A 20,255-nucleotide genomic window follows, 5' to 3' on the forward strand; every position below is an offset into this window, starting at 1 on the left:
AACAGGGGACGAAGGGACGTTCTTGGAACGCTCGACGATCTCCTGTGCGCGGTCGAGCCAGCCCTCGATGTGCGCAAGCTCCTTGGCAACGGAACGATCCATCAGAGCAGCACGGCATCCTGCCGGATGTCGTCGTCGATGCGCGGCTTCAGCCCGCCGTAGTCGATCAGGTCGATCTCCCGACCCAGCACCTCTTCGATCTTCATCTTGAAGGCCACGAAGTCGAACGAGGACGTCTCGGGGGGCGCCTCGACGATGAGGTCGATATCCGAGTCCTGGCGCGCCTCGCGCCGGGCGACCGAGCCGAACACGGCAAGGCGTTCGTAGGCTCGCTCTGCAGCCATGGCCTTGAGCACGGGAGCGGCTGCCTCCAGGAGGTCCTGCGGGTGGACACCGGTCAGCTCCGGACCATTCTTCAGCTGCTGACTCACCGCTGGCTGCGATACGCCGAGCTCGTCGGCGATCTCACGCTGGCTCAGGCCGTCGGCGACCAGGGCACGCAGGGCCAGCAGTCGTCGGAGCCGCGCTGTTTCCTCGCCTCGACGCGCTTCGCGATACTCGGTCACCAGGCTCATAAGGCTATCTTATCAGTCCGCCTTCGGATGCCCGGCGCCAGTCACCGGGCTGCGCCGAGGGTTACGCAAAACTAGAACACGGTCTAGTCAGTCTCCACAGGTTGTTCCGGCCCCCTATTGCTCGGCTGATCAGATCTGTACGTTCACGGAATGCACCCCCGCCCGACCCTCCGGGGCGTCCATGCCCCTGTGCTCGTGACCTTCGTCGCGAGCCTGGCTCTCGTGCTCGCCGGCTGCGGCGGCAGTGCGATCGACCCGAAGACCGCCGCGCGCGCGAACAACCTCGGCCTGACCTCCGGGAACGGCCAGCAGGTGACCTCGGTGAACGGACCGGTCTCCTCCAACGGCCCGGTCGTCTCCGACGGGGCGACCAACGGACCGAGCGGCTCGAGCACGGGTGGACCGGGTGGACCCTCGGGCCAGGGCACCAGCGGACCCGGGGCACCTGCTGCCCCCGGTGGCGCCTCGTGCGCCGGCTTCAAGAACAGCAAGGGCATCACCAACGACACCCTGCGGATCGGCAACTCGTCCGACATCAGCGGACCGGTCCCCGGTCTGTTCACGGCCGCCCAGCAGGCGACCGCGGCCTACGTGAACTACTTCAACAGCACCGGTGGACGGATCTGCGGGCGCAAGCTCCAGCTCGACCTCTACGACTCCCACACCGACGCCGGCGGCGACCAGATCGCCTACGCCAAGGGCTGCGAGAGCGACTTTGCCATGGTCGGCTCGATGTCGGCCTTCGACTCCGGCGGGGCCAAGACCGCGGAGTCCTGCGGGATCCCCGACATCCGGGCCATCTCGACCACCGTTGAGCGCGGCACGTGCAAGACCTGCTTCAGCGCCCAGCCGGCCGGTCCGGACGCCTTCCAGAACGCCGTCCCGGACTTCATCAAGCGGCGCACCGGCGGCAAGAACGCCGCGATGCTCTACATCAACGTCGGAGCCTCCGCCGCCAACGGCAAGAGCCAGGCCCAGCACATGGCGAAGCGCGGGATGCACTACGTCGTCAACCAGGGCATCGACATCACCGACTTCAACTACTCGCCGTACGTGCAGCAGATGAAGGAGAAGAACGTCCAGTCGGTGCAGTTCATCGCCTCCTCGGCCCAGTTCGTGCGGTTGGCCCAGGCGATGGTGTCGCTGGACTTCCACCCGAAGGTGGTCATGCTCGATCCGTCGGCCTACAACTCCGACTTCACCGGACCGGGCGGCTCGGCCGTGGTCGGCACCTACGTCTTCATGAACTTCGTGCCGTTCGAGGAGGCGTCCCGCAACCCCGAGATCACGCTCTACGAGCGCTACCTCCAGCAGGTCGCCCCCGGCGCCAAGCCGACGTTCTTCGGGCTCTTCGCCTGGTCCTCGACCCGGCTCTTCGTCCAGCAGGCGGTGAAGCTCGGCGGGAAGCTGAACCGGGCCTCGCTGATCGCCTCGATGCGCGGCGTCGACAACTGGACCTCCAACGGTGCACACGCCCCGCAGCACGTCGGCTCGAAGAAGATCGGCGACTGCTGGCGGTTCATCCAGTGGAACGGCAAGGCCTGGGTCCCGGTCGAGGGGCGCGCCTACCACTGCGACGGTCTTACGTACTAGAACAAGTTCTGGTTGAGTGCCCCTGTGGGATTTCTGAAGCAGGACGCACCGCAGGTCGACTTCTCGACGTGGGTCACCGGTACCCGGTCCGAGAAGATCCGGCCGATGGCCCGGCACTGGGCCGAGGTCGGGTTCGGCACGCCGGTGGTGCTGCACGTGTTCTACGTGGTCAAGATCCTGCTCTACGTGCTGGTCGCCTGGCTGCTCGCGCTGAGCACCAGCGGCATCGACGGCTTCACCAGCGTGAAGGACTGGTACGACGCACCGGTCGTCTACGAGAAGGTCGTGCTGTTCACGATGCTGTTCGAGGTCCTCGGCCTCGGCTGCGGGTTCGGGCCGCTGAACAACCGCTTCTTCCCGCCGATGGGCTCCCCGCTCTACTGGCTGCGCCCGGGCACCATCCGGCTGCCACCGTGGCCGGGCCGGATCCCGTTGACGAAGGGTGACACCCGCACCCCCGTGGACTGCGCCCTGTACGGCGCCCTGCTGGTCGCCCTCGTGGTGGCGCTGTTCTCCGACCCGGCGACGAGCGGCAGCGGGGCCGGCGTGCTGCCGATGTGGGAGATCTGGACGATCCTCGGCGTCCTGGCCGCGATCAGCCTGCGCGACAAGGTGATCTTCCTGGCCTGCCGCGGCGAGGTGTACGCCTCGCTGACCGTGGCCTTCCTGTTCTGGACGAAGTCGCCGGTCGACACCGTCCTCGCCCTCAAGCTGGTCTGCCTGACGATCTGGATGGGCGCGGCCACCTCGAAGCTGAACAAGCACTTCCCGTTCGTCATCTCCACGATGATGAGCAACAACCCGGTCCTGCGCCCGCGCTGGATCAAGCGGCGCTTCTTCGAGAACTTCCCCGACGACCTGCGTCCGGGGCGGCCGTCACGCCTGCTGGCGCACGTCTCGACCGCGATCGAGGGCCTGGTGCCGCTGGTGCTGTTCTTCAGCCACGGCGGCACGCTGACCACGATCGCCGCCATCGTGATGCTGCTCTTCCACTTCGGCATCCTGTCCGCCATCCCGATGGGCGTGCCGCTGGAGTGGAACGTCTTCATGATGTTCAGCGTGCTCGCGCTGTTCGTGGGCAACAGCGACGTCGGACTGGGTGACATGACGAGCCCGTGGCCGGTGCTGCTGTGGGCGGTCGTCGCCGGCACCGTGGTGATCGGCAACCTGTTCCCGCGCAAGGTCTCGTTCCTGCCGGGCATGCGCTACTACGCCGGCAACTGGGACACCGGGCTGTGGTGCGTGAAGCCGTCGGCGTCGGCGAAGATCGAGGCGAACGTGGTCTCGATCGCGAGCATGCCGCAGTCGCAGATGGAGCGGTACTACGGCAGCCCCGAGAACGCGATGATGATGCTCTACATGGGCTACGCGTTCCGCTGCTTCAACACCCACGGCCGCGCGATGTTCACCCTCGCCCACCGGGCGATGGCCGGGACCGACGAGTCGGAGTACCTGCTGCTCGACGGCGAGCGCATCTGCAGCACCGCGATCGGCTGGAACTTCGGTGACGGGCACATGCACAACGAGCAGCTGATCGCCGCGCTGCAGAAGCGCTGCAACTTCGAGCCCGGCGAGGTGCGGATCGTGCTCATCGACGCCCAGCCGATCCACCGGCAGACCCAGCAGTACCGGCTGGTCGACGCCGCCACGGGCGAGTTCGAGCGCGGCTACGTGAACGTGGCCGACATGGTCACCCGCCAGCCGTGGGACGACACCGTCCCGGTACACGTCGAGGGCTGAGCCCGTGGCGGCCGCGGACATCGACGCCTACCTGGCGGGGGTCCCCGAGCCCAAGCGCAGCACGCTCGCGGCCCTGCGGCGCTCGATCCTGGCAGTGGTCCCCGACGCCGAGGAGTGCCTGTCCTACGGGATGCCGGCCTTCAAGGTGCGCGGGAAGGTGGTCGCCGGCTTCGCGGCGTTCAAGAACCACCTCTCCTACCTGCCGCACAGCAGCCAGGTCCTCACCGACGTGGGCGCACTGGTCGACGGCTACACCCGCACCAAGGGCTCGCTGCACTTCGCGGTCGACGAGCCGCTGCCGGACGACCTGGTGCGCAGCCTGGTCGACGCGAAGCTGTCGATCCTCGGGTTCTAGGCGAGCCCGGCCTACGTGAGCCGGTCGACGTACGCGACGACCCGGTTGAACAGCGCCGTGACGCCGGTCGGCGTGGTGGAGCGCGGGGTTGGCGGGTCGGCCAGCTCGTAGAGCAGCGGCTGTGCGGCGAGCACCCCGGCGGAGGCGGCCACGTTGGCACCGACCCGGGCGGCATCGCGCACGGCGACCGGGTCCACCGTCCAGACCGCCTCGAAGAGCCGCTGCCGGTCGGGCACCTCGCTCTGGCCGGGCAGCTCCCAGGCGGACAAGGCGGCGGTCGAGTCGAAGGCGTCGCAGACCACCGCCCACTCCCGTCGCATCGGCGCATCCTCGGCGAGCGTGGCCCGGATCGGTCCCTCCGCCTCGTCGGCGGTGCCTCCCCAGTGATCGGCGAAGACGATCGCCGAGCGCGCTACCCGGGACAGCTCGGTCCAGCGCGCGGCCGACGGCCCGTAGAAGTCGCCTCGCTGGAAGGCGCCGAACAGAACGGGCGACTCCGCCACCGCGCAGCACTCGTCCTCGATCGCCCAGGACAGCGCGATCAGCGTCGACTTGCGCAGCCGGTGGGTGACCAGCGTCGGGTGCCTGCGGCGGAGCTCGGCGAAGATCGACGGCGAGGACGGGGCCTGCGTCGCCGACGCCTCGGCGATCGCTACCTCGAGTCGGATGCCTGCCTCCTTGCGGCGCAGCACCTGCTTGACCAGGTCCACGTCGGCCTCGGTGTAGCGGCGGTGCCCGGAGGCGATCCGCTGCGGCTCGGGGAACCCGTGCCGCGTCTCCCACATGCGCAGCACCGCGGGGCTCAGCCCGGTGCGCTCGGCGAGATCGCCGATCGTGAGCTGGGGTTGCGCAACGTCCCGGTCCTGGTCCATGCTGACACCATAACCTAAACAAACTGTTTAGGTTCTATGTTGAGGTTGTGGAGGTCGCGATGAGCAACATGAGCAGGGCCGAGGACGGGGTCGTCGACTGGTCCGACCTCGGGCGTGAGATGTGGTCCTTCCTGACCGGCCGCCAGGCCGAGATCAACTACCGGTTCGACGACCTCACGGTGGAGATCCCGCGCGACACCGGGCCGGACGCACCCCGCGCGGTCTGGAAGGTCGACGGCACCTTGCGGGTCACCACCAGCGACAACGCCTCGGCACGATGACCACCGAGGTCGCCGCGGACCTGAGGTTCAGCGTCACCTCGCCCGGGCGCGCGACGGTGCAGGGGACCGTCGCGGGAACGGGCGACCGCCTCGAGGTCCGCCTCAGCGATCCGGCGTCCTTCGCCGGCGGGAGGGACGCCGGCCACCTGCGGGGCCTTGCCGCAGGCCTGGCCGCCCGCGGCATCACCATGGTCGTCATCGCCGGCGACACGGTGCTGCTCGAGATCGGCGCCACGCACGCCCCTTGGTGGCAGCGTGCGTTCACCCGCTCCCGGCACCTGCGGGTGGCCAGCGTGCGTGGCGCTCTGACCGGGGCGCTCGGGCGCGTCCGAGGGTCGGCGGCGGGAGCCGTCCTGCCTGGAGCCGAGCTCCTGCCGCCGACCACCCTGCTGCCGCTGGCGCCGACGTTCGGACCCTCGGACCGCCTGGTGAGCACCACCCACGACCGACGCCGCGGCGGCAACCCGCGCCTGGTGCTGACCACCGGGAACCACCGCCTGCCCGCAGACCGCAGGGTGCTGTTCCCGCTGCGCGGCGACGCGACCACGATCGGCAGCGACGCCGGCTGCGACATCCGGCTGGACGGCCTGGCGCCGATCCAGGCCGTCGTCATCCACGACGACCGGGACGAGCTGGTCCTGCACGACCGCTCCCCCGACTCCTCCACGCTCGTCAACGGCGCCCGGGTCTCCGACGGTGGCCGGGTGTTGCGCACCGGCGCCCGGGTAACGGTGGGGGCATGGATCCTCGGGTACCGCAGGGCCGAGTACGCCGACCACGGCCGCCCCTACGGCGGCAGGGTCGGGGGCGAGCTCGGCCACCAACGCAGCCAGTCCGCTCCCCGGACGGCGGGGTCGACGTGAGCGCCCCGCGGTACGACGCCGACCCTGCGCCGCTGGCTGACCTGCTCACGCGGGCAGCCGGCGGCGACACCGACGCCTTCATGCGGTTCTACGACGCCACCAGCGGACAGGTGTTCTGCCTGGCGCTCACCCGGGCACGGTCGCGGGGGTTGCGCGGTGCCGGGGTGCATGCAGCCGCGGATCGGGACGTCGAGGACGCGTACGTCCACGCCTGGGCCCGGTGCGCCGAGCACGCAGGCTCCGGGCTCTCACCGCTGGCCTGGTTGCTCTCGCTGTCGGGCGGTCCGGCTGTGGAGAGCGCCGAGGTCGCCTGTGCCTGAGAACGTGGCAGGTCCGGTCCTGGTGGCCGGCGGGAGCGGGTTCGTCGGTCGACGGCTGGTCGCGGCGCTGGACGAGGCCGGGCGCGAGATCCGGGTGCTGACCCGGCGTCCCGGGAACCACCGAGGTCCCGGGACCGCCGTCCACGGCGACGTGACCGACCCGGGGACGCTCGCGGAACCGCTGGAGGGCTGCTCCTCGGCGTACTACCTGGTGCACTCGCTGGGGAGCGCGGACTTCGAGTCGCGGGACGCCGAGGCGGCCGCCACCTTCGGCAAGCAGGCAGCTGCGGCCGGGGTCGGGCAGATCGTCTACCTCGGCGGCCTGGGCGACGACGCCGACGACCTCTCGGCCCACCTGCGCAGCCGGCGCGAGGTCGAGCACCTGCTCGGCGAGGCGGGAGTTCCGGTCACGGTCCTGCGCGCCGGGATCGTCGTCGGGCACGGGGGCATCTCCTGGGAGATCACCCGGCAGCTGGTCGAGCACCTGCCCGCGATGGTCACCCCGCGCTGGGTCCGCACCCGGACCCAGCCGATCGCCGTGGCCGACGTCGTCCGCTACCTCGTCGGAGTCCTGGACAACCCGGACGCGGTCGGGCGGACCTTCGAGATCGGCGGACCCGACGTGCTCGCGTACGCCGACATGCTCAAGCGCGTCGCCGCGATCGAGGAGCGCACGCTGCCGATCCTCCCGGTCCCGCTGCTCACCCCCGGGCTGTCGTCGCGCTGGCTCGCCTTCGTCACCGACGTCGACACCCGCACCGGCCGGAACCTCGTCGATTCGATGACCAACACCGTGGTGGTCAACGACCCCAGCATCCGCGAGGTGGTTCCGTTCCCGCCGATGAGCTACGACGACGCCGTCCGCGTCGCACTGGCCGAACGGCGCGGTGAGCGGTGAGCCGTTTCCTCGAACGGCTGGACCGGATCCTGCCGATGCCGCTGACGCACGTCGTCGACCTGGACCAGGTCGAGACCACGAAGGTGCGCCGCCGACGCCGGCGGGTGGTCACCGGCACCGCGCTCGGGGGTGCGGCCCTGCTCGGCGCCTCGCTCTCGACCCGGCCCGGCTCACGCCAGTTCTACGCCTCGACGGCCGCGGTCGCCGCGACCTGGACCCTGGGCGGGGCGCTCTCCGGCCCCCTGCACCTGGGCTGGATCCAGAACCGCGACGCCACCCTGCGTCGCCCGCTGGTGACCCCGGTGGCCACCGGGGTCGGCGCGTTCGGCCTCTTCTACGGCGGCGCCCTGGTCGCCCGCGAGGTCCCGGTCCTGGGCGATGCCGTTGCCCGGGTGCTGCGCTTCGCCGACGAGGGCGACGACCGGCTGGTGCTGGCGACGACCCTGGCCAACGGTCTGGCCGAGGAGGTCTTCTTCAGGGGCGCGCTGTACTCCGCGCTCGCCGACGCCCACCCGGTCGCTTCCTCGACGGCGGTCTACGCGCTCGCCACGACCACCACCCGCAACCCAGCGCTGGTGCTCGCCGCCGGCGTGATGGGCACCTTGTTCGCGCTCCAGCGCCGCGCCTCGGGCGGCATCCAGGCTCCGGTGATCACCCACCTGACCTGGTCCGCCCTGATGGTCCGCTACCTGCCACCCCTGTTCCGAGACCGCACCACCGATGAGAAGAGAGCACGATGAGCAACCCGCCGTTCCCGCCCCGCAAGCCCGGTCTGCTGATGCCCCTGGGCGTCCGCGTCGGCGCCATCTCCTGGATGCCGAAGCTGCTCCCCCAGATCGTCTGGACCGACAAGCTGCTCCAGCGCGTCACCAGCGGCCGGGTCACGATCCTCGACATCGCCGGGCTGCCCAACATGATGCTGACCACCACCGGGCGCAAGAGCGGTCTGAAGCGGAGCAACCCGTTGCTGTGCGTGCCGGACGGGGAGCGCATCCTGATCGCGGGCTCGTACTTCGGCGGGCCGAGGGAACCGCTCTGGGTCAAGAACCTGGAGGCGAACCCCGAGGTCACGGTGCGCTTCCGCAACGAGACCACCGCCCTGGTCTCGCGCCAGCTCGTGGACGAGGAGCGCGCACAGGCGTGGCCGGTGATGGTCCGGACCTGGCCGAACTTCGCGCGCTACGAGCAGCGCACCCACCGGCAGATCAAGGTCTTCGAGCTCGTGCCCCCGGCAGCCGAGCGCCAACGGGTCGAGCCGCTGCACGCCTCCGCCTAGGAATACAGCGCCTCGATCTCGGCGGCGTACTTCTCCCCGATCGGCTTCCGCTTGAGCTTCATCGTAGGGGTGAGCTCGTCGCCGCCGGGCAGCCAGTCGGTCTCCAGGATCCGGTACTTCTTGACCTGCTCGACCCGGGACAGCCGGGCGTTGGCCGCCTCGATCGCGTCCGCGACCTCCTGCTCGACACCCGGTCCGGCGTACGTGGCCAGCACGTCGGGGTCGAGCACGATCAGCGCGACGTTGTAGGGACGCGCGTCGCCGATGACGACGGCCTGGCCGATCAGCGCGTGCGAGGCCTTCACGGTCTGCTCGATGTTGGCCGGCGACATGTTCTTGCCGGCCGCGTTGATGATCAGCTCCTTCTTGCGGTCGACGATCCGGACGTAGCCGTCCTCGTCGATCGTGCCGATGTCGCCGGTGTGCAGCCAGCCCTCGGCGTCGATCGTCTCCGCGGTCTTGTCCGGCTGGCCGCGGTAGCCGCGCATCAGCAGCGGTCCGCGGACCAGGAGCTCGCCGTCGTCGGCCACGGCGATCTCGGCCCCGGGGACCGCGACGCCGACGGTGCCGATCCGGATGTCGTCGGGCGGGTTGATCGTCACGCAGCAGGACAGCTCGGACATCCCCCACAGCTCGCAGATCGGGATGCCGAGGTCGCTGAAGAACTGCAGCACCTCGGGCGCGATCGGGGCCGCACCGGAGGCTGTCCACCGCACCTCGTCGAGCCCGACCAGCTGGCGCACGCCCTGCCGGGTCTCCTCGGGGAGAGCGGCCGGGTCGGTGATGCCGTTGGCCTCGAGGCCGGCCTTGAGCTTCTCCCAGATCCGCGGCACCGCGCCCCAGATCGTCGGCCTGATCTCCGGCAGGGCCGCGATCACCTGGCGCGGGTCGAGGACGAACGTGATCGTGTGCCCGATCCCCATCGAGGTGTAGTGCGTGCCCCAGCGGTCCGCGACGTGCGCCGAGGGCAGGTAGGAGACGTTGCGGTCGCCGACCCGACCCGTGAACATCGCGTTGCAGCCGCGCAGCTCGGCCAGCATGCTGCCGTGGGTGAGCTCGACGCCCTTGGGCGGTCCGGTGGTGCCCGAGGTGTAGATCAGGGTCAGCACGTCCTCCGGCTTCACGGCTCGCCAGGACGCCTCGAAGTCGAAGCCGTCGAGCTCGCGCCCCTCGACGTCGGCCAGCGAGATCGTGCCGTCTCCCCCGTCGAGGCTGATGAAGGTCTCGACCCCGGTGGCGGCGCTGGTGAGGACCGGCAGGAAGGCCTGCTCGGTGATCACGACCTTGTTGCCGGCGTTGCCGAACAGGTAGCTCACCTGCTCCGGCGAGGAGGTGTTGTAGACCGAGAACGGGATCGCGCCCAGGTGCAGCGCGGCGGTGTCGACCAGCGCGAACTCCGGCCGGTTGAGCAGCATGATCCCGACGGTGTCACCCGGGCCGACGCCGAGGGAGGCCAGGCCGGTCGCGATCCCGCGTACCCGGTCGCCGTACTCGGTCCAGCTGATCTCCTGCTCCCCGCCCGGCGTGCGCAGGGCCGGCATGTCGCCGCACCGCGCCACCGTGTTCTGGAAGGCCTCGCACAGGCTGGCGACGTCGAAGATGCTCTCGTCGATGGTGGTCTCGGTCATGCGGCGATCCTCACAGTGAGGGCGTCAGAAGGGAACAACCGACGCCACCTTCCAGGTCCCTGACTGGCGTTGCATCCCGACCTTCAGCCGAGCAGCCGCGGTCGACGGGGTGTCCGAGCCGGCCTTGGTGGCCGACTGGCTGAGGAACACGATCGCGGTGGCCTTGTCGCCGTGCAGGCGCTGGACCGCGACCTGGGTGACGGTCGCGGTGACCACGGCCTTCTGCTCCGGGGCGAGCTCGAGGATGTTGGCGAAGACGCTCGCGTACTGCTTCGTGAAGCCCTTCGTGCCCAGCTTCGCCGCGTCGGTCTTGCTCTGGTCGAGGTCGCGGTAGTCGTAGGACCACAGCGTCGTCATCGCCGACTGCACCTGGCGGGCAAGGTCGCGGGTGCCGCCGACGTCGACCAGGGCGTGGTTGCTCGCCGCGGTCGTGGAGTGCAGCCGGTGCACGCTCACCGTGCCCGCCACGATGTACGCGGTGCTGGCCAGGCAGACCAGCACCGCGGCGATCCCGACTGCGGCGCGCGCGCGGGTCACGAGGCACCCACCGGCTGCATCGCGCTGGCTTTCCAGCCGTTCTTGGTGTGCTGCATGGTCAGCACCAGGCGCTCGTGCTGCACCGAGGGCGCGCCCTGCTCCGGGGTGACCGTCACGTCGAGACCGATCAGCACGACGGCGGTGCGGTCGTGGTCGGTGAGCGACTGGACCGCGGCCCCCGTCGTGGTCGCGGTGCTGATCACCTTCCCCTCGGTGATCAGCTGCTCGTAGTCGGACTTCCCCGCGACCAGCGAGCTGTACAGGTCGCCGGTAGCCACCTGCTTCCACGTCGCCGCCGGCGTCGTGGCGCGGTAGTCCAGGCTGCTCAGCCGGATCGCCGCGTTCTCGGCCTTGACCAGCACCAGGTCGCGGGCATCGGCGGTCGCGATCCCCGGGTCGTGCTCGGCCCGGTGCCAGCGGATGCCGGTGAGCACGGCTCCGGCGAGCAGGACCACGGCCAGGAGGACCACCGCGGTCAGGGGTTTCGGTCGACGCATCAGTGTCCGCTCAGGATCTGGTCCGGTCCGGTGACCCACCGCGGCTGCCATCCCCAGCCCGGCACCTCGGTGGTGCCCTCGCTGCTCGAGGAGGGGTACGGCACCGCGTCCGGGATCGGCTCGCGCGGCACGTTCTGCGTCCCGCGGACGTCGATCGGGCTGCCCTGGGGCTCGGCGCAGGTCGCCTCCTTGTTGACCGGTCCGCCCGCGGTCGAGGACCCGGCGCGGTGCGCGGTCGTCTGGTAGCCGCGGGTGCACGGCTGCGGGTCGAAGGCGTTCAGCACCAGGCCGAAGTGGGCGGTCCCGTCGCCGGGGACGGCCGAGTACGCCGCCCGCGAGAGCACCGGGTAGGTGACCAGCAGCTCGCGCAGCCCGTCGCCGCGCGGGTCGACCAGCCGGCTGGTGGTGAGCAGGTCGGCGATCAGGTGGCTGAACCCCGTCCCGCTCTCGCGCAGCAGGTCGGAGACCTCGGTGGTGAGCAGCGGGGCGTTGCCGATCAGGCGGTTGAGCGACGGGTCGGCGGCCTTGAGCCGCTGCGAGAGCAGCTTCAGGCTGGTGCTGAAGGCCAGCACGTTGTCGGCGCTCGCGTTCTGGGTGCGGAGCACCACCTCGCTGGCGTCGATCAGCGCTTGCGTCTGCTCGAGCGAGGCGCGGGCCGAGGTCAGCAGCTCCGAGGAGGAGTCGAGCAGGCGGCCGAGGTCGCCGCCGCCGTTGGCGAACGCCGCGGAGAGCTCGTCGAGCACGGTCGTGGTCTGCTCCGGCGGGACCGACTGGAGCAGGTTGTTCAGGCCCGCGAGCAGCCGTGCCGGTGCGATCGGGGTGCGGGTCGCCGAGGCCGGGATCACCGATCCGTTGCGCAGGTACGGGCTCCCGGACGCCGTCGGGGTCAGGTCGACGTACAGCTCGCCGATGACGGAGAGGTTCTTCACCTCGGCCTTGAGCCCGTCGGACGGGATGTGCGGGGCGCTCTTGCGGATCACCAGCTCGACGTCGGCGCCCTGCTCGGTCGGCTTGAGCTTGCCGACCCGGCCGATCCCGACGCCGCGGTAGGTCACCTCGGCGTTGGTGAAGATGCCGCCGGTGTCGGCCAGGTCCAGGTGCACCGTGTACGTCGTCTGCTGGACCAGGCTGGCCATGCCGGCGTACTTGGCGCCGGCGTACACGATGCCGATCACGGCCAGCAGCACGAAGGCCACCAGCTGGATCCGGATCCGTCGGCTGATCACTTCTTCGCCCCCAGTCCGAGCAGGCCGAGCAGGTTCGCCAGGCCGTTCTTGCCGGGCGCCGGTGTCGGCGAGGTCGCCGGCGGGGTCGTCGGCGTGCGGTCGGTCGACCCGGAGGCCGTCTTGCCCCCGATGATCGAGGACGGGTCCGAGGCCAGCGGCGCACCGAGGCCCTGCCCGCCGACAGTGCGGAGCAGCACGTTGAGCAGCGTGGTGCCGTCCAGGTCGACCCGGGCGTCGAGGTTCACGTAGTCCCCGTGGATCGCGCCCTGGGTGCCTGCGGTGAACGGGAAGGTGAGCATGATCTGGAGGGCGTTCGGGATGTCGGTGCCGGCCTCGGCCAGCTTGGACAGCGTCGGCACCAGGGCCCGCAGGTCGGCGACCGTGTTCGCGGAGCTCTCGTTCACCACGCGGGTCGCCACCGTCGAGAGCCGGTCCAGCGAGCTGAGCATGGTGACCAGCTGCTGGCGCTGGTCGGCCAGCACCTTCACGCCGGCCGGCAGCTCGTCGAGGGCCTTGGCGATCTGGGTCTTGTTGGAGTCCAGGGTCTGGCTGAGCTTCGCGAGCGCGTCGATCGCGCGGACGATGTCGCCCTTGTTGTCGTCGAGCTGACCGACGAACCCGTCGAGCTGGGTGAGCAGCGAGCGGAACTGCGGGCCGCGGCCGTCGAACGCGGCGTTGAGCTCCTTCACGATCGTGTTCAGCTGCGGCACGCCGCCGTTGGTGAGCAGCAGCGACAGCGCGCCCAGCACCTCCTCGACCGGGGCCGACTGGGTGGTCCTGGTGAGCCCGATGGTGGCGCCGTCCGCGAGCTGCGCCGCGTCGGCCTTGCCTGCCGGCGGGGACAGCTCGACGAACCACTCGCCGAGCAGGCTGCTGCGCCGGACCTGCGCCACCGCGTTCGCGGGCAGGTCCACGTCGTTGCGGATCTTGCACGTGACCACGGCGGTCCAGGTCGACTGGTCGACGTCGATGCTCTCGACCTCGCCGACCGCGATGTTGCCGACCTTGACCATCGACTTCGGCACCAGTCCGTCGACGCTGTCGAACTTCACCGTGATCGTGCGCGGGTTGCTGCCGGCGTCCGGGCCGCCGGGCAGCGGCAGGTCGTAGGCGCCGTTCTTGAGCAGGCCGCAGCCGCTGCCGGCGACCATCAGGAGAACGGCGAGCAGTGCCGCCGCGAGCGTGCGCCCGGAGTTCGTCGCGGTCCTCATCGCGCCGCCTCCTTCGGGGCCGTGCCCGTCGGGGCCTTGTCGCCCTGGAGCGCGGCGAGGATGTCGGAGATGCTCGGCAGCGTGCCCTTGCCGTCGAGCGCCTCGGCGAAGCGGTTGCACGCGTCACGCAGCGGAGCGGGCAGCGCGCCCGGCGTGCTCCGGTCCGCGAGCATGCAGAGCAGCGCACCGGGGGCGTCGGAGAGCTCGTTGACGTTCAGGCGGGCATCGAGCGTGCCGCCGGTCGCGTTGTAGGAGTTCAGCAGGTTGGTCAGACCGGTCGGGGCCTCGTCCATGATCTGCCCCAGCAGCGCCCGCTCCTTGACCAGCACCTGGGAGACCTTGCTCAGCCGGGTCACGTTGAGCCGGATCGCCGAGCGGTTGTCCTGGACGAACTTCGCGACGGTGCCGAGGGTGACCGAGAGCTGCTCGAGGGCCGCCGACAGGTTGTAGCGCTCGTCGGCGAACGTGCCGGTGACCGAGGCCAGCTTCTCGTTCAACGACCGGACGCTGCTGTCGTGCGCGGCAAGGGTGCCGAAGAACTTCTGCAAGCCGTCGATGGTCCCGGTGATGTCGTTGCGGGACCCGGCCAGGGTGGAGGTCGCGTCGCTGAGGTCGTGCAGAGCGGCCGCCATCTCCTTGCCGTTGCCGTTCAGGTTCGCGGCCAGCACGTCCAGGAACCGGGTCAGGCTGCCGTTGGAGTTGGCACCCTGCGGTCCGAGTGCGCTGGCCACGCTGTCGGCGCTGCGGAACAGGTCGTTGACGTCCAGCGGCACCTCGGTGCGCTCGACCGGGATCACGGCGCCGGGGGCCAGGACCGCGCCACCGCCGTAGACCGGGGCCAGCTCGATGCTGCGGCCGCTGATCAGGCTGGGCGCGACCTGCAGCGCGTGCACGTCGGCGGGGAGCTTCACGCCCTTGTCGAGGTGCAGCACCACCTTGACCCGGCCGGACTGCGGCGTCACCGAGGCGACGCTGCCGACCGGGACGCCGAGCACCTGCACCGGGTTGCCCTTGTAGAGCGAGGCGGCCGAGGTGAAGTAGACGGTCACGCTGCGGTCGCCCTTGCCCATGAGCAGCCACCGGCCGAGTCCGAGGACGAGGGCCAGCACGGCGACGACGGCGATCACCTTGCGAGGATTGATGCGAGTCTCGATCACGCTCAGCACCCCTTCTCGTTCACGCCGCCGAACGACAGCGGGACCATGCCGCAGACGTAGGCGTCGAACCACCGGCCGACGCCGACGGTGTTGCTGAACAGGTGGGTGTACGGCGCGAGCACCTTGATGCCGGCCTCCAGGTTCTGCTGGTTCTTCTCCAGGACGCCGGCGACCTGCGCGAGCTGGTCGAGGGCCGGTCGCAGGGTCTGGTCGTTGTCGGCGACGAGCCCGTCGAGCTGGGTGGCGAGCACCTGGGCCCCGACCAGCAGGCCGTGGATCGCGTCGCGTCGCTTCTGCAGCTCCGAGAGCAGCGGGTCGAGGTCGGTGACCAGCGCCGCCACCTGGGCGTCGCGGTCGCCGATCGTCGTCGCCACCGCGTTCGCGCGCTGCAGCATCTGCTGGAGCTCGGCGTCCCGGGTGGCGACCGTGCGCGAGAGCCGGGACAGCCCGGTGAGGGCTCCGCGGACGTGCTGCGGGGTCCCGGAGAAGGTGTCGGAGACCGCGTCGAAGGCGGCCCGCAGCTTCTGCACGTCGATGTCACCGAGGGTCTCGGACAGCTTGTTCAGCGTCGGCACGATCTCGTACGGCGTCTCGGTGCGGTCCAGCGGGATCGCGACGTCCGGGTCCAGCTTCTTCGACCCGGTCGGCACGATCGCCAGGTAGCGCTGGCCCAGCAGGGTGTTCAGCTGCACCGAGGCGTGCGAGGTGTCGCCGATCCAGGCTCCGCCGGTGTCGAAGGTGACCTCGACGTGCTTGCCCTTGAGCTTCACCTGGTCGACGTGGCCGACGATGACGCCGGCGATCTTCGCCGGGTCGCCGTGGCGCAGGCCGGCGGCGTTGGAGAACTCGGCGCGGTAGACCTTGCCCTTGCCGATCAGCGGCAGGTTGCCCACGTTGTACGCCGCGACCAGGAGCACGCCGAGCAGCACGGAGCCGATGATCGCGATCGGGATCGGCGGCCGGCTCTGGAAGGACCTCATCAGTCGCACCTCCCCGCGGTGGAGTGGTACGGGCTGATGGCGATCGGGTCCCGCTTGGCCGGGACGCTGAACGAGCCGCCCAGGTCGCAGAGGAAGAACTGGAACCAGGAGCCGTAGCTGGCGGTCCGGTCGACGCTGTTGAGGTAGTCCGGCAGCGCCTTGAGCTGCTCGTCGATGGTGTCGCTGCCCAGGTTGAGGGCCGTGGCCAGCTTGCCGAGCGAGGCGACGTCGGACTTCAGCGGCGGCCGCGCGTCGACCAGCAGGTCGCCGACGCTGTTGGTCAGGTCGCTGAGCGAGGAGATCGCGGACCCGACCGCGTGGCGGTTGTCGGAGAGACCGGTGACGAACTTCTGCAGCTGCACCACCAGCGTGGACAGCTGGGTGTCGCGCGAGGAGACCACCCCGAGGACCGAGTTGAGGTTGGTGATCATCGAGCCGATCACCTGGTCGCGGTCCGCGAGCGTGCTGGTCAGCGACGCGGTGTGCTCGAGCAGGTCGCTGACGGTGCCGCTCTCCCCCTGGAGGGTGCGCAGGATCTCGTCGGCGAGCTGGTTGACCTGGGCCGGCTCGAGCGCCTGGAACAACGGCTGGAAGCCGCCGAACAGCACGGTCAGGCTGACCGCCGGGGCGGTGCGCGTCAGCGGGATGGTGGCGCCGGACCTCAGCCGGCCGACGTCGTCCGCGGCCCGCTGCAGCTCGATGAACCGGTCGCCGACCAGGTTCTCGTAGCGCACCGTCGCGTGCACGTCGGCCGGGACGGCCACGTCGGAGTCGACGGAGAAGGAGACCTGGGCGGTGCCGTGATTGACGATCTTGACGCTGTTGACCCGGCCGACCACGACGCCGGCGATCTTCACGTTGTCGTTGGCCGAGACACCGCTGGCGTCGGTGAACAGCGCCTTGTAGCCGGTCGCCGGTCCGGACCGCGCGTTCACGATGATCAGCGCGAGCAGGACGGTCAGCGAGGCGATCACGCTGGTGTAGACGGTCAGCTTGAGCAGCGGCGGCAGCCAGCGCAGCTTCGCGCGCAGGTCCGGGCCGTCGTACTTGTCGAGGTGCTCGCTCACTGGACGTCCACCTCGTTCCCGCGGAGCAGGGGTCCGAGGAGCAGCGAGGAGAAGCTCGGGGCGGCGGCGCCCCTGCCGCCGAACAGCAGGCTGATCAGGTCGGACTCGGCCGGCGAGTTCGGCACCGAGGCGGCGCTCGTCGTCGCGCCACCCGGTCCCTGCCCGATGACCGGACCGGAGCCGGGGGCGCCGTTCTTCGGGGCGACCGAGCCGTCCTGCACCGGGCCGCCGGGCGGGTACTGCGGAGCCAGCCGCATGATCGGGTAGCAGGCCGGCCCGCGGTTGTCGGTGTACTTCGGCTCGTCCTGGTTCGGCTTGTACTTGCCGCGGGCCACGGTGACCTGGATGGTCGCGTGCAGGGCCGGGCTGGCCGTGCCGTCGCCGAAGGCCTCGTTGACCCGCGGGACCAGGCCGGCGAGCTGGCTCATCAGGCAGGGGTACTCGGGTGCGTAGTGCGCCAGGATCTCCAGGGTGCTGCGGCCGTCGGCGACCAGGTTGATCATGTTGTCGCCGTTGGCCGCGAGGAACGCGTGCGTCTGGTCGGAGGCACTGGTGACGTCGGCGTACAAGGTGTCGAGGTTGGCCCGCTGCGCGGTGAGGGTCTTGGCGGTGGTGGTGAAGTTGTCGAGCGCCTGGAGCAGCTCGGGCGAGGCCTTGTCGTAGGTGGCCGCGGTCTTCACGGTGGCTTTCAGGTCGGCCACGAAGGTCGGCACCGACGGGTTCAGCCCGGCCAGGTACTGCTCGAAGGTGTCGACGGTGCGACCGAGCTCCTCACCCCGTCCGTCCAGGGCGCTGGACATGGCGTTCAGCGTGACCGCGAGCTTCTGCGGCGGGACCTCGTTGAGGGTGGTCAGCAGGCTGTTCAGCGCGGTCTCCAGCTCGACCGCGGTGGCGCTGCGGTCCTTGGTGATCACGTCACCGGCCTGGATCCGCGCCGCCGTGGGGTGCGACGGTGTGACCAGGTCGACGTAGTCCTGGCCGATGAGCGTCTTCGGCAGGATCCGCGCGGTGACGTTCTTCGGGATCAGGTGGGTGTAGTCCGGGTTCAGGCCGAGCGTGAGCTTGGCGTCGCTGCCCGCGACGTCGAGCTTGCGCACCGTGCCGACCACGACGCCGTGGTACTTCACCTGGGCGCCGACCGAGAGCTGGTCACCGCCCTGGCCGGCGTACAGGGTCACGTCGCGGTGGGAGCGGAACGTGCCCCGGTAGACGAGCACGGACAGCACCAGCACCGTCACCAGGACGGCGACGAAGCCGACCCCGAGGAGACGGAGCCGGGAGGCGCTGGGCGTGTTGTTCATCGGGGCACCGTGTTCATCAAGCCACCGTCACCGAGGGCGCGGTCCCGAACATGACCAGGGTCAGGAAGAAGTCGATGATGCCGATACCGGCCAGCGACAGGCGCACGGCACGGCCGACCGCGACGCCCACACCCGCCGGGCCGCCGCTGGCGCGGTAGCCGTAGTAGCAGTGCACGAGCATCACGTAGAACGCGAACACGATCGTTTTCAGGAACGACAGCAGCACGTCGTGCGGCGGTAGGAACAGCGAGAAGTAGTGGTCGTAGGTGCCCGCCGAGAGCCCGTTGACGTAGACGACGTTCAACCTCGAGGCGAGGTAGGACGCGAACAGGCCGACGACGTAGAGCGGGATCACCGCGATCGAGCCGGCGATCACCCGGGTGGTGATCAGGTACGGCACGCTCGGCACCGCCATCACCTCGAGGGCGTCGATCTCCTCGGAGATCCGCTGCGCACCGATCTCCGCGGTGAAGCCGGCGCCGACGGTCGCGGTCAGCGCGATGCCGGCGATCAGCGGGGCGATGTCACGGGTGTTGAAGAACGCCGTGATGAAGCCGGTCAGGGCCGCGGCGCCGAGGGTGTCCAGGCCGCGGAAGCCCTGGAGGCCGACGAGGCTGCCGACGAACAGGGACAGCGCGAACATCACCCCGGCCGTGCCGGCGATGACGGCGAGACCGCCCGAGCCGAAGGTCGTCGTGGCGATGAGCCGGAAGACCTCCTTGCGGTAGCGGCGCATCGTGCGCGGGATGCCCGCGGCCGCGCGGCCGTAGAGCCAGAGCTGGTCGCCCAGGGTGCCGAGGCCGTTGGAGATCGCCCGGCTGGTGCCGATCCGGAAGTTCGAGAAGGTGCTCATCGGCTCACATCCCCTTCGCCGGGACGATGAAGAGGTAGAGCTGGGTCATCACCAGGTTGATGAAGTAGACCAGCATGAACGAGATCACGACCGTCTGGTTCACCGCGTCACCGACGCCCTTGGGGCCCGGCGGCGGGTTCAGGCCGCGGTAGGCGGCGACGACGCCGGCGACGAAGCCGAAGACGACCGCTTTCATCTCGCTGACGATGATGTCGGTCGACTGGGCGAGCAGGTTGAAGCTGCTGATGTAGGCACCCGGGGTTCCGCCCTGGATCATCACGTTGAACACGTAGCCGCCGGCCACGCCGACGACGCTGGCCAGACCGTTGAGCACCGCGGCGATGAACATCATCGCCAGCACCCGCGGGACGACGAGGCGACGGATCGGGTCGATGCCCAGCACCTTCATCGCGTCGATCTCCTCGCGGATGGTGCGGGCACCGAGGTCGGCCGCGATCGCGCTGCCACCCGCGCCGGAGATCAGCAGCGCGGTGACGATCGGCGCTGCCTGCTGGGTGATCGCCAGCACGCCACCGGCACCGGTGGCCGAGCCGGCGCCGAACTGGTCGAGCAGCTGGTAGAGCAGCAGCGAGATGGTCGCGCCGAACGGGATCGAGAACAGCGCGGTCGGCAGCGTGGACACCTTGGCGACGAACCAGGCCTGCTCGAGGAACTCGGTCCACTGGAACGGGCGCCGGAACATGCCGACGATGACGTCCAGCGCCATCGCGTACATGCGCCCGACGTGCTCGAGCCCGGCCCGACCGGGGAACGCCCGGACCCCGACGTCGGCGCTCATGCGCGCCCCGCCGGCCATGTCGCCCCACGCTCCATGGTGAGTCCTCTCGGTTCTCCCTTGTGGCCGCAACCTAAGGCGGGTCCGAGGGGCCGCGCCTGTGCTGGGGACACAAAGCCTGGGCTCACCTTTGTCCTCCGCATGCCATTTCGGCAAGCCCCCGGGCCGTAGTGATTCTGAGTTGTCCGGCGAGCACAAAGGCGGACCGGAAGTTGGTGGTCGCGGCTCT

The 20,255-nt window shown here is 70.1% G+C and carries 22 protein-coding genes; 9 read left to right on the plus strand and 13 right to left on the minus strand.

Features of this window, described 5'->3' with window-relative positions:
- Window positions 1-101: 101 nt before the first annotated feature.
- A complete protein-coding gene (locus EFL95_RS14740) occupies window positions 102-575 on the minus strand; it encodes a nucleotidyltransferase domain-containing protein (protein WP_123234660.1) in 474 nt (157 codons plus the stop codon).
- Between the two features lie 195 nt (window positions 576-770).
- Between EFL95_RS14740 and EFL95_RS14745 the strand changes: the two genes are divergently transcribed.
- From EFL95_RS14745 to EFL95_RS14755, 3 genes are read left to right on the plus strand one after another with little or no spacing between them, the layout of a single operon-like run.
- Complete coding sequence (locus EFL95_RS14745) at window positions 771-2,168, plus strand: ABC transporter substrate-binding protein (RefSeq protein WP_183407171.1); 1,398 nt, start codon at window positions 771-773, stop codon at window positions 2,166-2,168.
- A gap of 24 nt (window positions 2,169-2,192) precedes the next feature.
- Window positions 2,193-3,908, plus strand: a complete 1,716-nt coding sequence (locus EFL95_RS14750) for a DUF3556 domain-containing protein (RefSeq protein ID WP_123234662.1) — start codon at window positions 2,193-2,195, stop codon at window positions 3,906-3,908.
- Between the two features lie 4 nt (window positions 3,909-3,912).
- Window positions 3,913-4,263 carry an iron chaperone gene (locus EFL95_RS14755; protein ID WP_123234663.1) on the plus strand — a complete coding sequence of 117 codons (351 nt, stop codon included), beginning with the start codon at window positions 3,913-3,915 and terminating at the stop codon, window positions 4,261-4,263.
- 11 nt (window positions 4,264-4,274) lie between these two features.
- Here the strand turns inward: EFL95_RS14755 and EFL95_RS14760 are convergent, their stop codons facing one another.
- Complete coding sequence (locus tag EFL95_RS14760; RefSeq protein ID WP_123234664.1) at window positions 4,275-5,135, minus strand: DICT sensory domain-containing protein; 861 nt, start codon at window positions 5,133-5,135, stop codon at window positions 4,275-4,277.
- 59 nt (window positions 5,136-5,194) lie between these two features.
- Between EFL95_RS14760 and EFL95_RS14765 the strand changes: the two genes are divergently transcribed.
- From EFL95_RS14765 to EFL95_RS14785, 6 genes are read left to right on the plus strand one after another with little or no spacing between them, the layout of a single operon-like run.
- Complete coding sequence (locus EFL95_RS14765) at window positions 5,195-5,416, plus strand: hypothetical protein (RefSeq protein WP_123234998.1); 222 nt, start codon at window positions 5,195-5,197, stop codon at window positions 5,414-5,416.
- Window positions 5,413-6,279, plus strand: coding sequence for an FHA domain-containing protein (locus EFL95_RS14770; RefSeq protein WP_123234665.1), 867 nt, complete (start codon window positions 5,413-5,415; stop codon window positions 6,277-6,279). Before EFL95_RS14765 ends, EFL95_RS14770 begins: the two co-directional genes overlap by 4 nt.
- Window positions 6,276-6,599, plus strand: a complete 324-nt coding sequence (locus EFL95_RS19935; RefSeq protein WP_246004959.1) for a hypothetical protein — start codon at window positions 6,276-6,278, stop codon at window positions 6,597-6,599. The genes EFL95_RS14770 and EFL95_RS19935 overlap by 4 nt, the downstream gene beginning before the upstream one ends.
- Window positions 6,592-7,497, plus strand: a complete 906-nt coding sequence (locus EFL95_RS14775; RefSeq protein WP_246004960.1) for an NAD(P)H-binding protein — start codon at window positions 6,592-6,594, stop codon at window positions 7,495-7,497. The genes EFL95_RS19935 and EFL95_RS14775 overlap by 8 nt, the downstream gene beginning before the upstream one ends.
- Window positions 7,494-8,237, plus strand: a complete 744-nt coding sequence (locus tag EFL95_RS14780; protein WP_221176397.1) for a CPBP family intramembrane glutamic endopeptidase — start codon at window positions 7,494-7,496, stop codon at window positions 8,235-8,237. The genes EFL95_RS14775 and EFL95_RS14780 overlap by 4 nt, the downstream gene beginning before the upstream one ends.
- Window positions 8,234-8,773 (plus strand): nitroreductase family deazaflavin-dependent oxidoreductase, encoded by a 540-nt coding sequence (locus EFL95_RS14785; RefSeq protein ID WP_123234667.1) that lies wholly within the window; start codon window positions 8,234-8,236, stop codon window positions 8,771-8,773. The genes EFL95_RS14780 and EFL95_RS14785 overlap by 4 nt, the downstream gene beginning before the upstream one ends.
- On the opposite strand, the gene EFL95_RS14790 is transcribed toward EFL95_RS14785, so the two are convergent.
- From EFL95_RS14790 to EFL95_RS14840, 11 genes are read right to left on the minus strand one after another with little or no spacing between them, the layout of a single operon-like run.
- A complete protein-coding gene (locus EFL95_RS14790; protein WP_123234668.1) occupies window positions 8,770-10,401 on the minus strand; it encodes an AMP-binding protein in 1,632 nt (543 codons plus the stop codon). The genes EFL95_RS14785 and EFL95_RS14790 overlap by 4 nt on opposite strands.
- Before the next feature lie 24 nt (window positions 10,402-10,425).
- Window positions 10,426-10,938: a hypothetical protein gene (locus EFL95_RS14795; RefSeq protein WP_123234669.1), complete on the minus strand. Its 513-nt coding sequence runs from the start codon at window positions 10,936-10,938 to the stop codon at window positions 10,426-10,428.
- Window positions 10,935-11,435, minus strand: a complete 501-nt coding sequence (locus tag EFL95_RS14800; RefSeq protein WP_123234670.1) for a hypothetical protein — start codon at window positions 11,433-11,435, stop codon at window positions 10,935-10,937. Before EFL95_RS14800 ends, EFL95_RS14795 begins: the two co-directional genes overlap by 4 nt.
- Window positions 11,435-12,661, minus strand: a complete 1,227-nt coding sequence (locus EFL95_RS14805; RefSeq protein ID WP_123234671.1) for an MCE family protein — start codon at window positions 12,659-12,661, stop codon at window positions 11,435-11,437. The genes EFL95_RS14800 and EFL95_RS14805 overlap by 1 nt, the downstream gene beginning before the upstream one ends.
- Window positions 12,658-13,872 carry an MCE family protein gene (locus EFL95_RS14810; RefSeq protein ID WP_221176398.1) on the minus strand — a complete coding sequence of 405 codons (1,215 nt, stop codon included), beginning with the start codon at window positions 13,870-13,872 and terminating at the stop codon, window positions 12,658-12,660. The genes EFL95_RS14805 and EFL95_RS14810 overlap by 4 nt, the downstream gene beginning before the upstream one ends.
- Complete coding sequence (locus EFL95_RS14815) at window positions 13,869-15,029, minus strand: MCE family protein (protein WP_183407172.1); 1,161 nt, start codon at window positions 15,027-15,029, stop codon at window positions 13,869-13,871. The genes EFL95_RS14810 and EFL95_RS14815 overlap by 4 nt, the downstream gene beginning before the upstream one ends.
- 2 nt (window positions 15,030-15,031) lie before the next feature.
- Entirely contained in the window at window positions 15,032-16,009 is a 978-nt protein-coding gene (locus tag EFL95_RS14820) for an MCE family protein (RefSeq protein ID WP_123234673.1), read from the minus strand.
- The gene (locus EFL95_RS14825) at window positions 16,009-17,076 is read right to left on the minus strand and encodes an MCE family protein (protein ID WP_123234674.1); all 1,068 of its coding nucleotides are present in this window, start codon (window positions 17,074-17,076) and stop codon (window positions 16,009-16,011) included. Before EFL95_RS14825 ends, EFL95_RS14820 begins: the two co-directional genes overlap by 1 nt.
- The gene (locus EFL95_RS14830; protein WP_123234675.1) at window positions 17,073-18,377 is read right to left on the minus strand and encodes an MCE family protein; all 1,305 of its coding nucleotides are present in this window, start codon (window positions 18,375-18,377) and stop codon (window positions 17,073-17,075) included. The genes EFL95_RS14825 and EFL95_RS14830 overlap by 4 nt, the downstream gene beginning before the upstream one ends.
- A gap of 16 nt (window positions 18,378-18,393) precedes the next feature.
- Complete coding sequence (locus EFL95_RS14835) at window positions 18,394-19,230, minus strand: MlaE family ABC transporter permease (protein ID WP_123234676.1); 837 nt, start codon at window positions 19,228-19,230, stop codon at window positions 18,394-18,396.
- A 4-nt stretch (window positions 19,231-19,234) separates the two neighbouring features.
- Window positions 19,235-20,029 (minus strand): MlaE family ABC transporter permease, encoded by a 795-nt coding sequence (locus EFL95_RS14840; protein ID WP_123235001.1) that lies wholly within the window; start codon window positions 20,027-20,029, stop codon window positions 19,235-19,237.
- Between the last annotated feature and the right edge of the window lie 226 nt (window positions 20,030-20,255).

Source organism: Nocardioides marmorisolisilvae (assembly GCF_003725775.1).
In the GTDB taxonomy this organism is placed as follows: Bacteria; Actinomycetota; Actinomycetes; order Propionibacteriales; family Nocardioidaceae; genus Marmoricola; species Marmoricola marmorisolisilvae.

What these genes read in the sequence shown, in the direction of transcription:
- EFL95_RS14740 (WP_123234660.1), bottom strand. Translation starts at nt 575, where the DNA reads ATGAGCCTGGTGACCGAGTATCGCGAAGCGCGTCGAGGCGAGGAAACA.
- EFL95_RS14760 (WP_123234664.1), bottom strand. Translation starts at nt 5,135, where the DNA reads ATGGACCAGGACCGGGACGTTGCGCAACCCCAGCTCACGATCGGCGAT.
- EFL95_RS14765 (WP_123234998.1), top strand. Translation starts at nt 5,195, where the DNA reads ATGAGCAACATGAGCAGGGCCGAGGACGGGGTCGTCGACTGGTCCGAC.
- EFL95_RS14770 (WP_123234665.1), top strand. Translation starts at nt 5,413, where the DNA reads ATGACCACCGAGGTCGCCGCGGACCTGAGGTTCAGCGTCACCTCGCCC.
- EFL95_RS14785 (WP_123234667.1), top strand. Translation starts at nt 8,234, where the DNA reads ATGAGCAACCCGCCGTTCCCGCCCCGCAAGCCCGGTCTGCTGATGCCC.
- EFL95_RS14790 (WP_123234668.1), bottom strand. Translation starts at nt 10,401, where the DNA reads ATGACCGAGACCACCATCGACGAGAGCATCTTCGACGTCGCCAGCCTG.
- EFL95_RS14800 (WP_123234670.1), bottom strand. Translation starts at nt 11,435, where the DNA reads ATGCGTCGACCGAAACCCCTGACCGCGGTGGTCCTCCTGGCCGTGGTC.
- EFL95_RS14810 (WP_221176398.1), bottom strand. Translation starts at nt 13,872, where the DNA reads ATGAGGACCGCGACGAACTCCGGGCGCACGCTCGCGGCGGCACTGCTC.
- EFL95_RS14820 (WP_123234673.1), bottom strand. Translation starts at nt 16,009, where the DNA reads ATGAGGTCCTTCCAGAGCCGGCCGCCGATCCCGATCGCGATCATCGGC.
- EFL95_RS14830 (WP_123234675.1), bottom strand. Translation starts at nt 18,377, where the DNA reads ATGAACAACACGCCCAGCGCCTCCCGGCTCCGTCTCCTCGGGGTCGGC.
- EFL95_RS14835 (WP_123234676.1), bottom strand. Translation starts at nt 19,230, where the DNA reads ATGAGCACCTTCTCGAACTTCCGGATCGGCACCAGCCGGGCGATCTCC.
- EFL95_RS14840 (WP_123235001.1), bottom strand. Translation starts at nt 20,029, where the DNA reads ATGAGCGCCGACGTCGGGGTCCGGGCGTTCCCCGGTCGGGCCGGGCTC.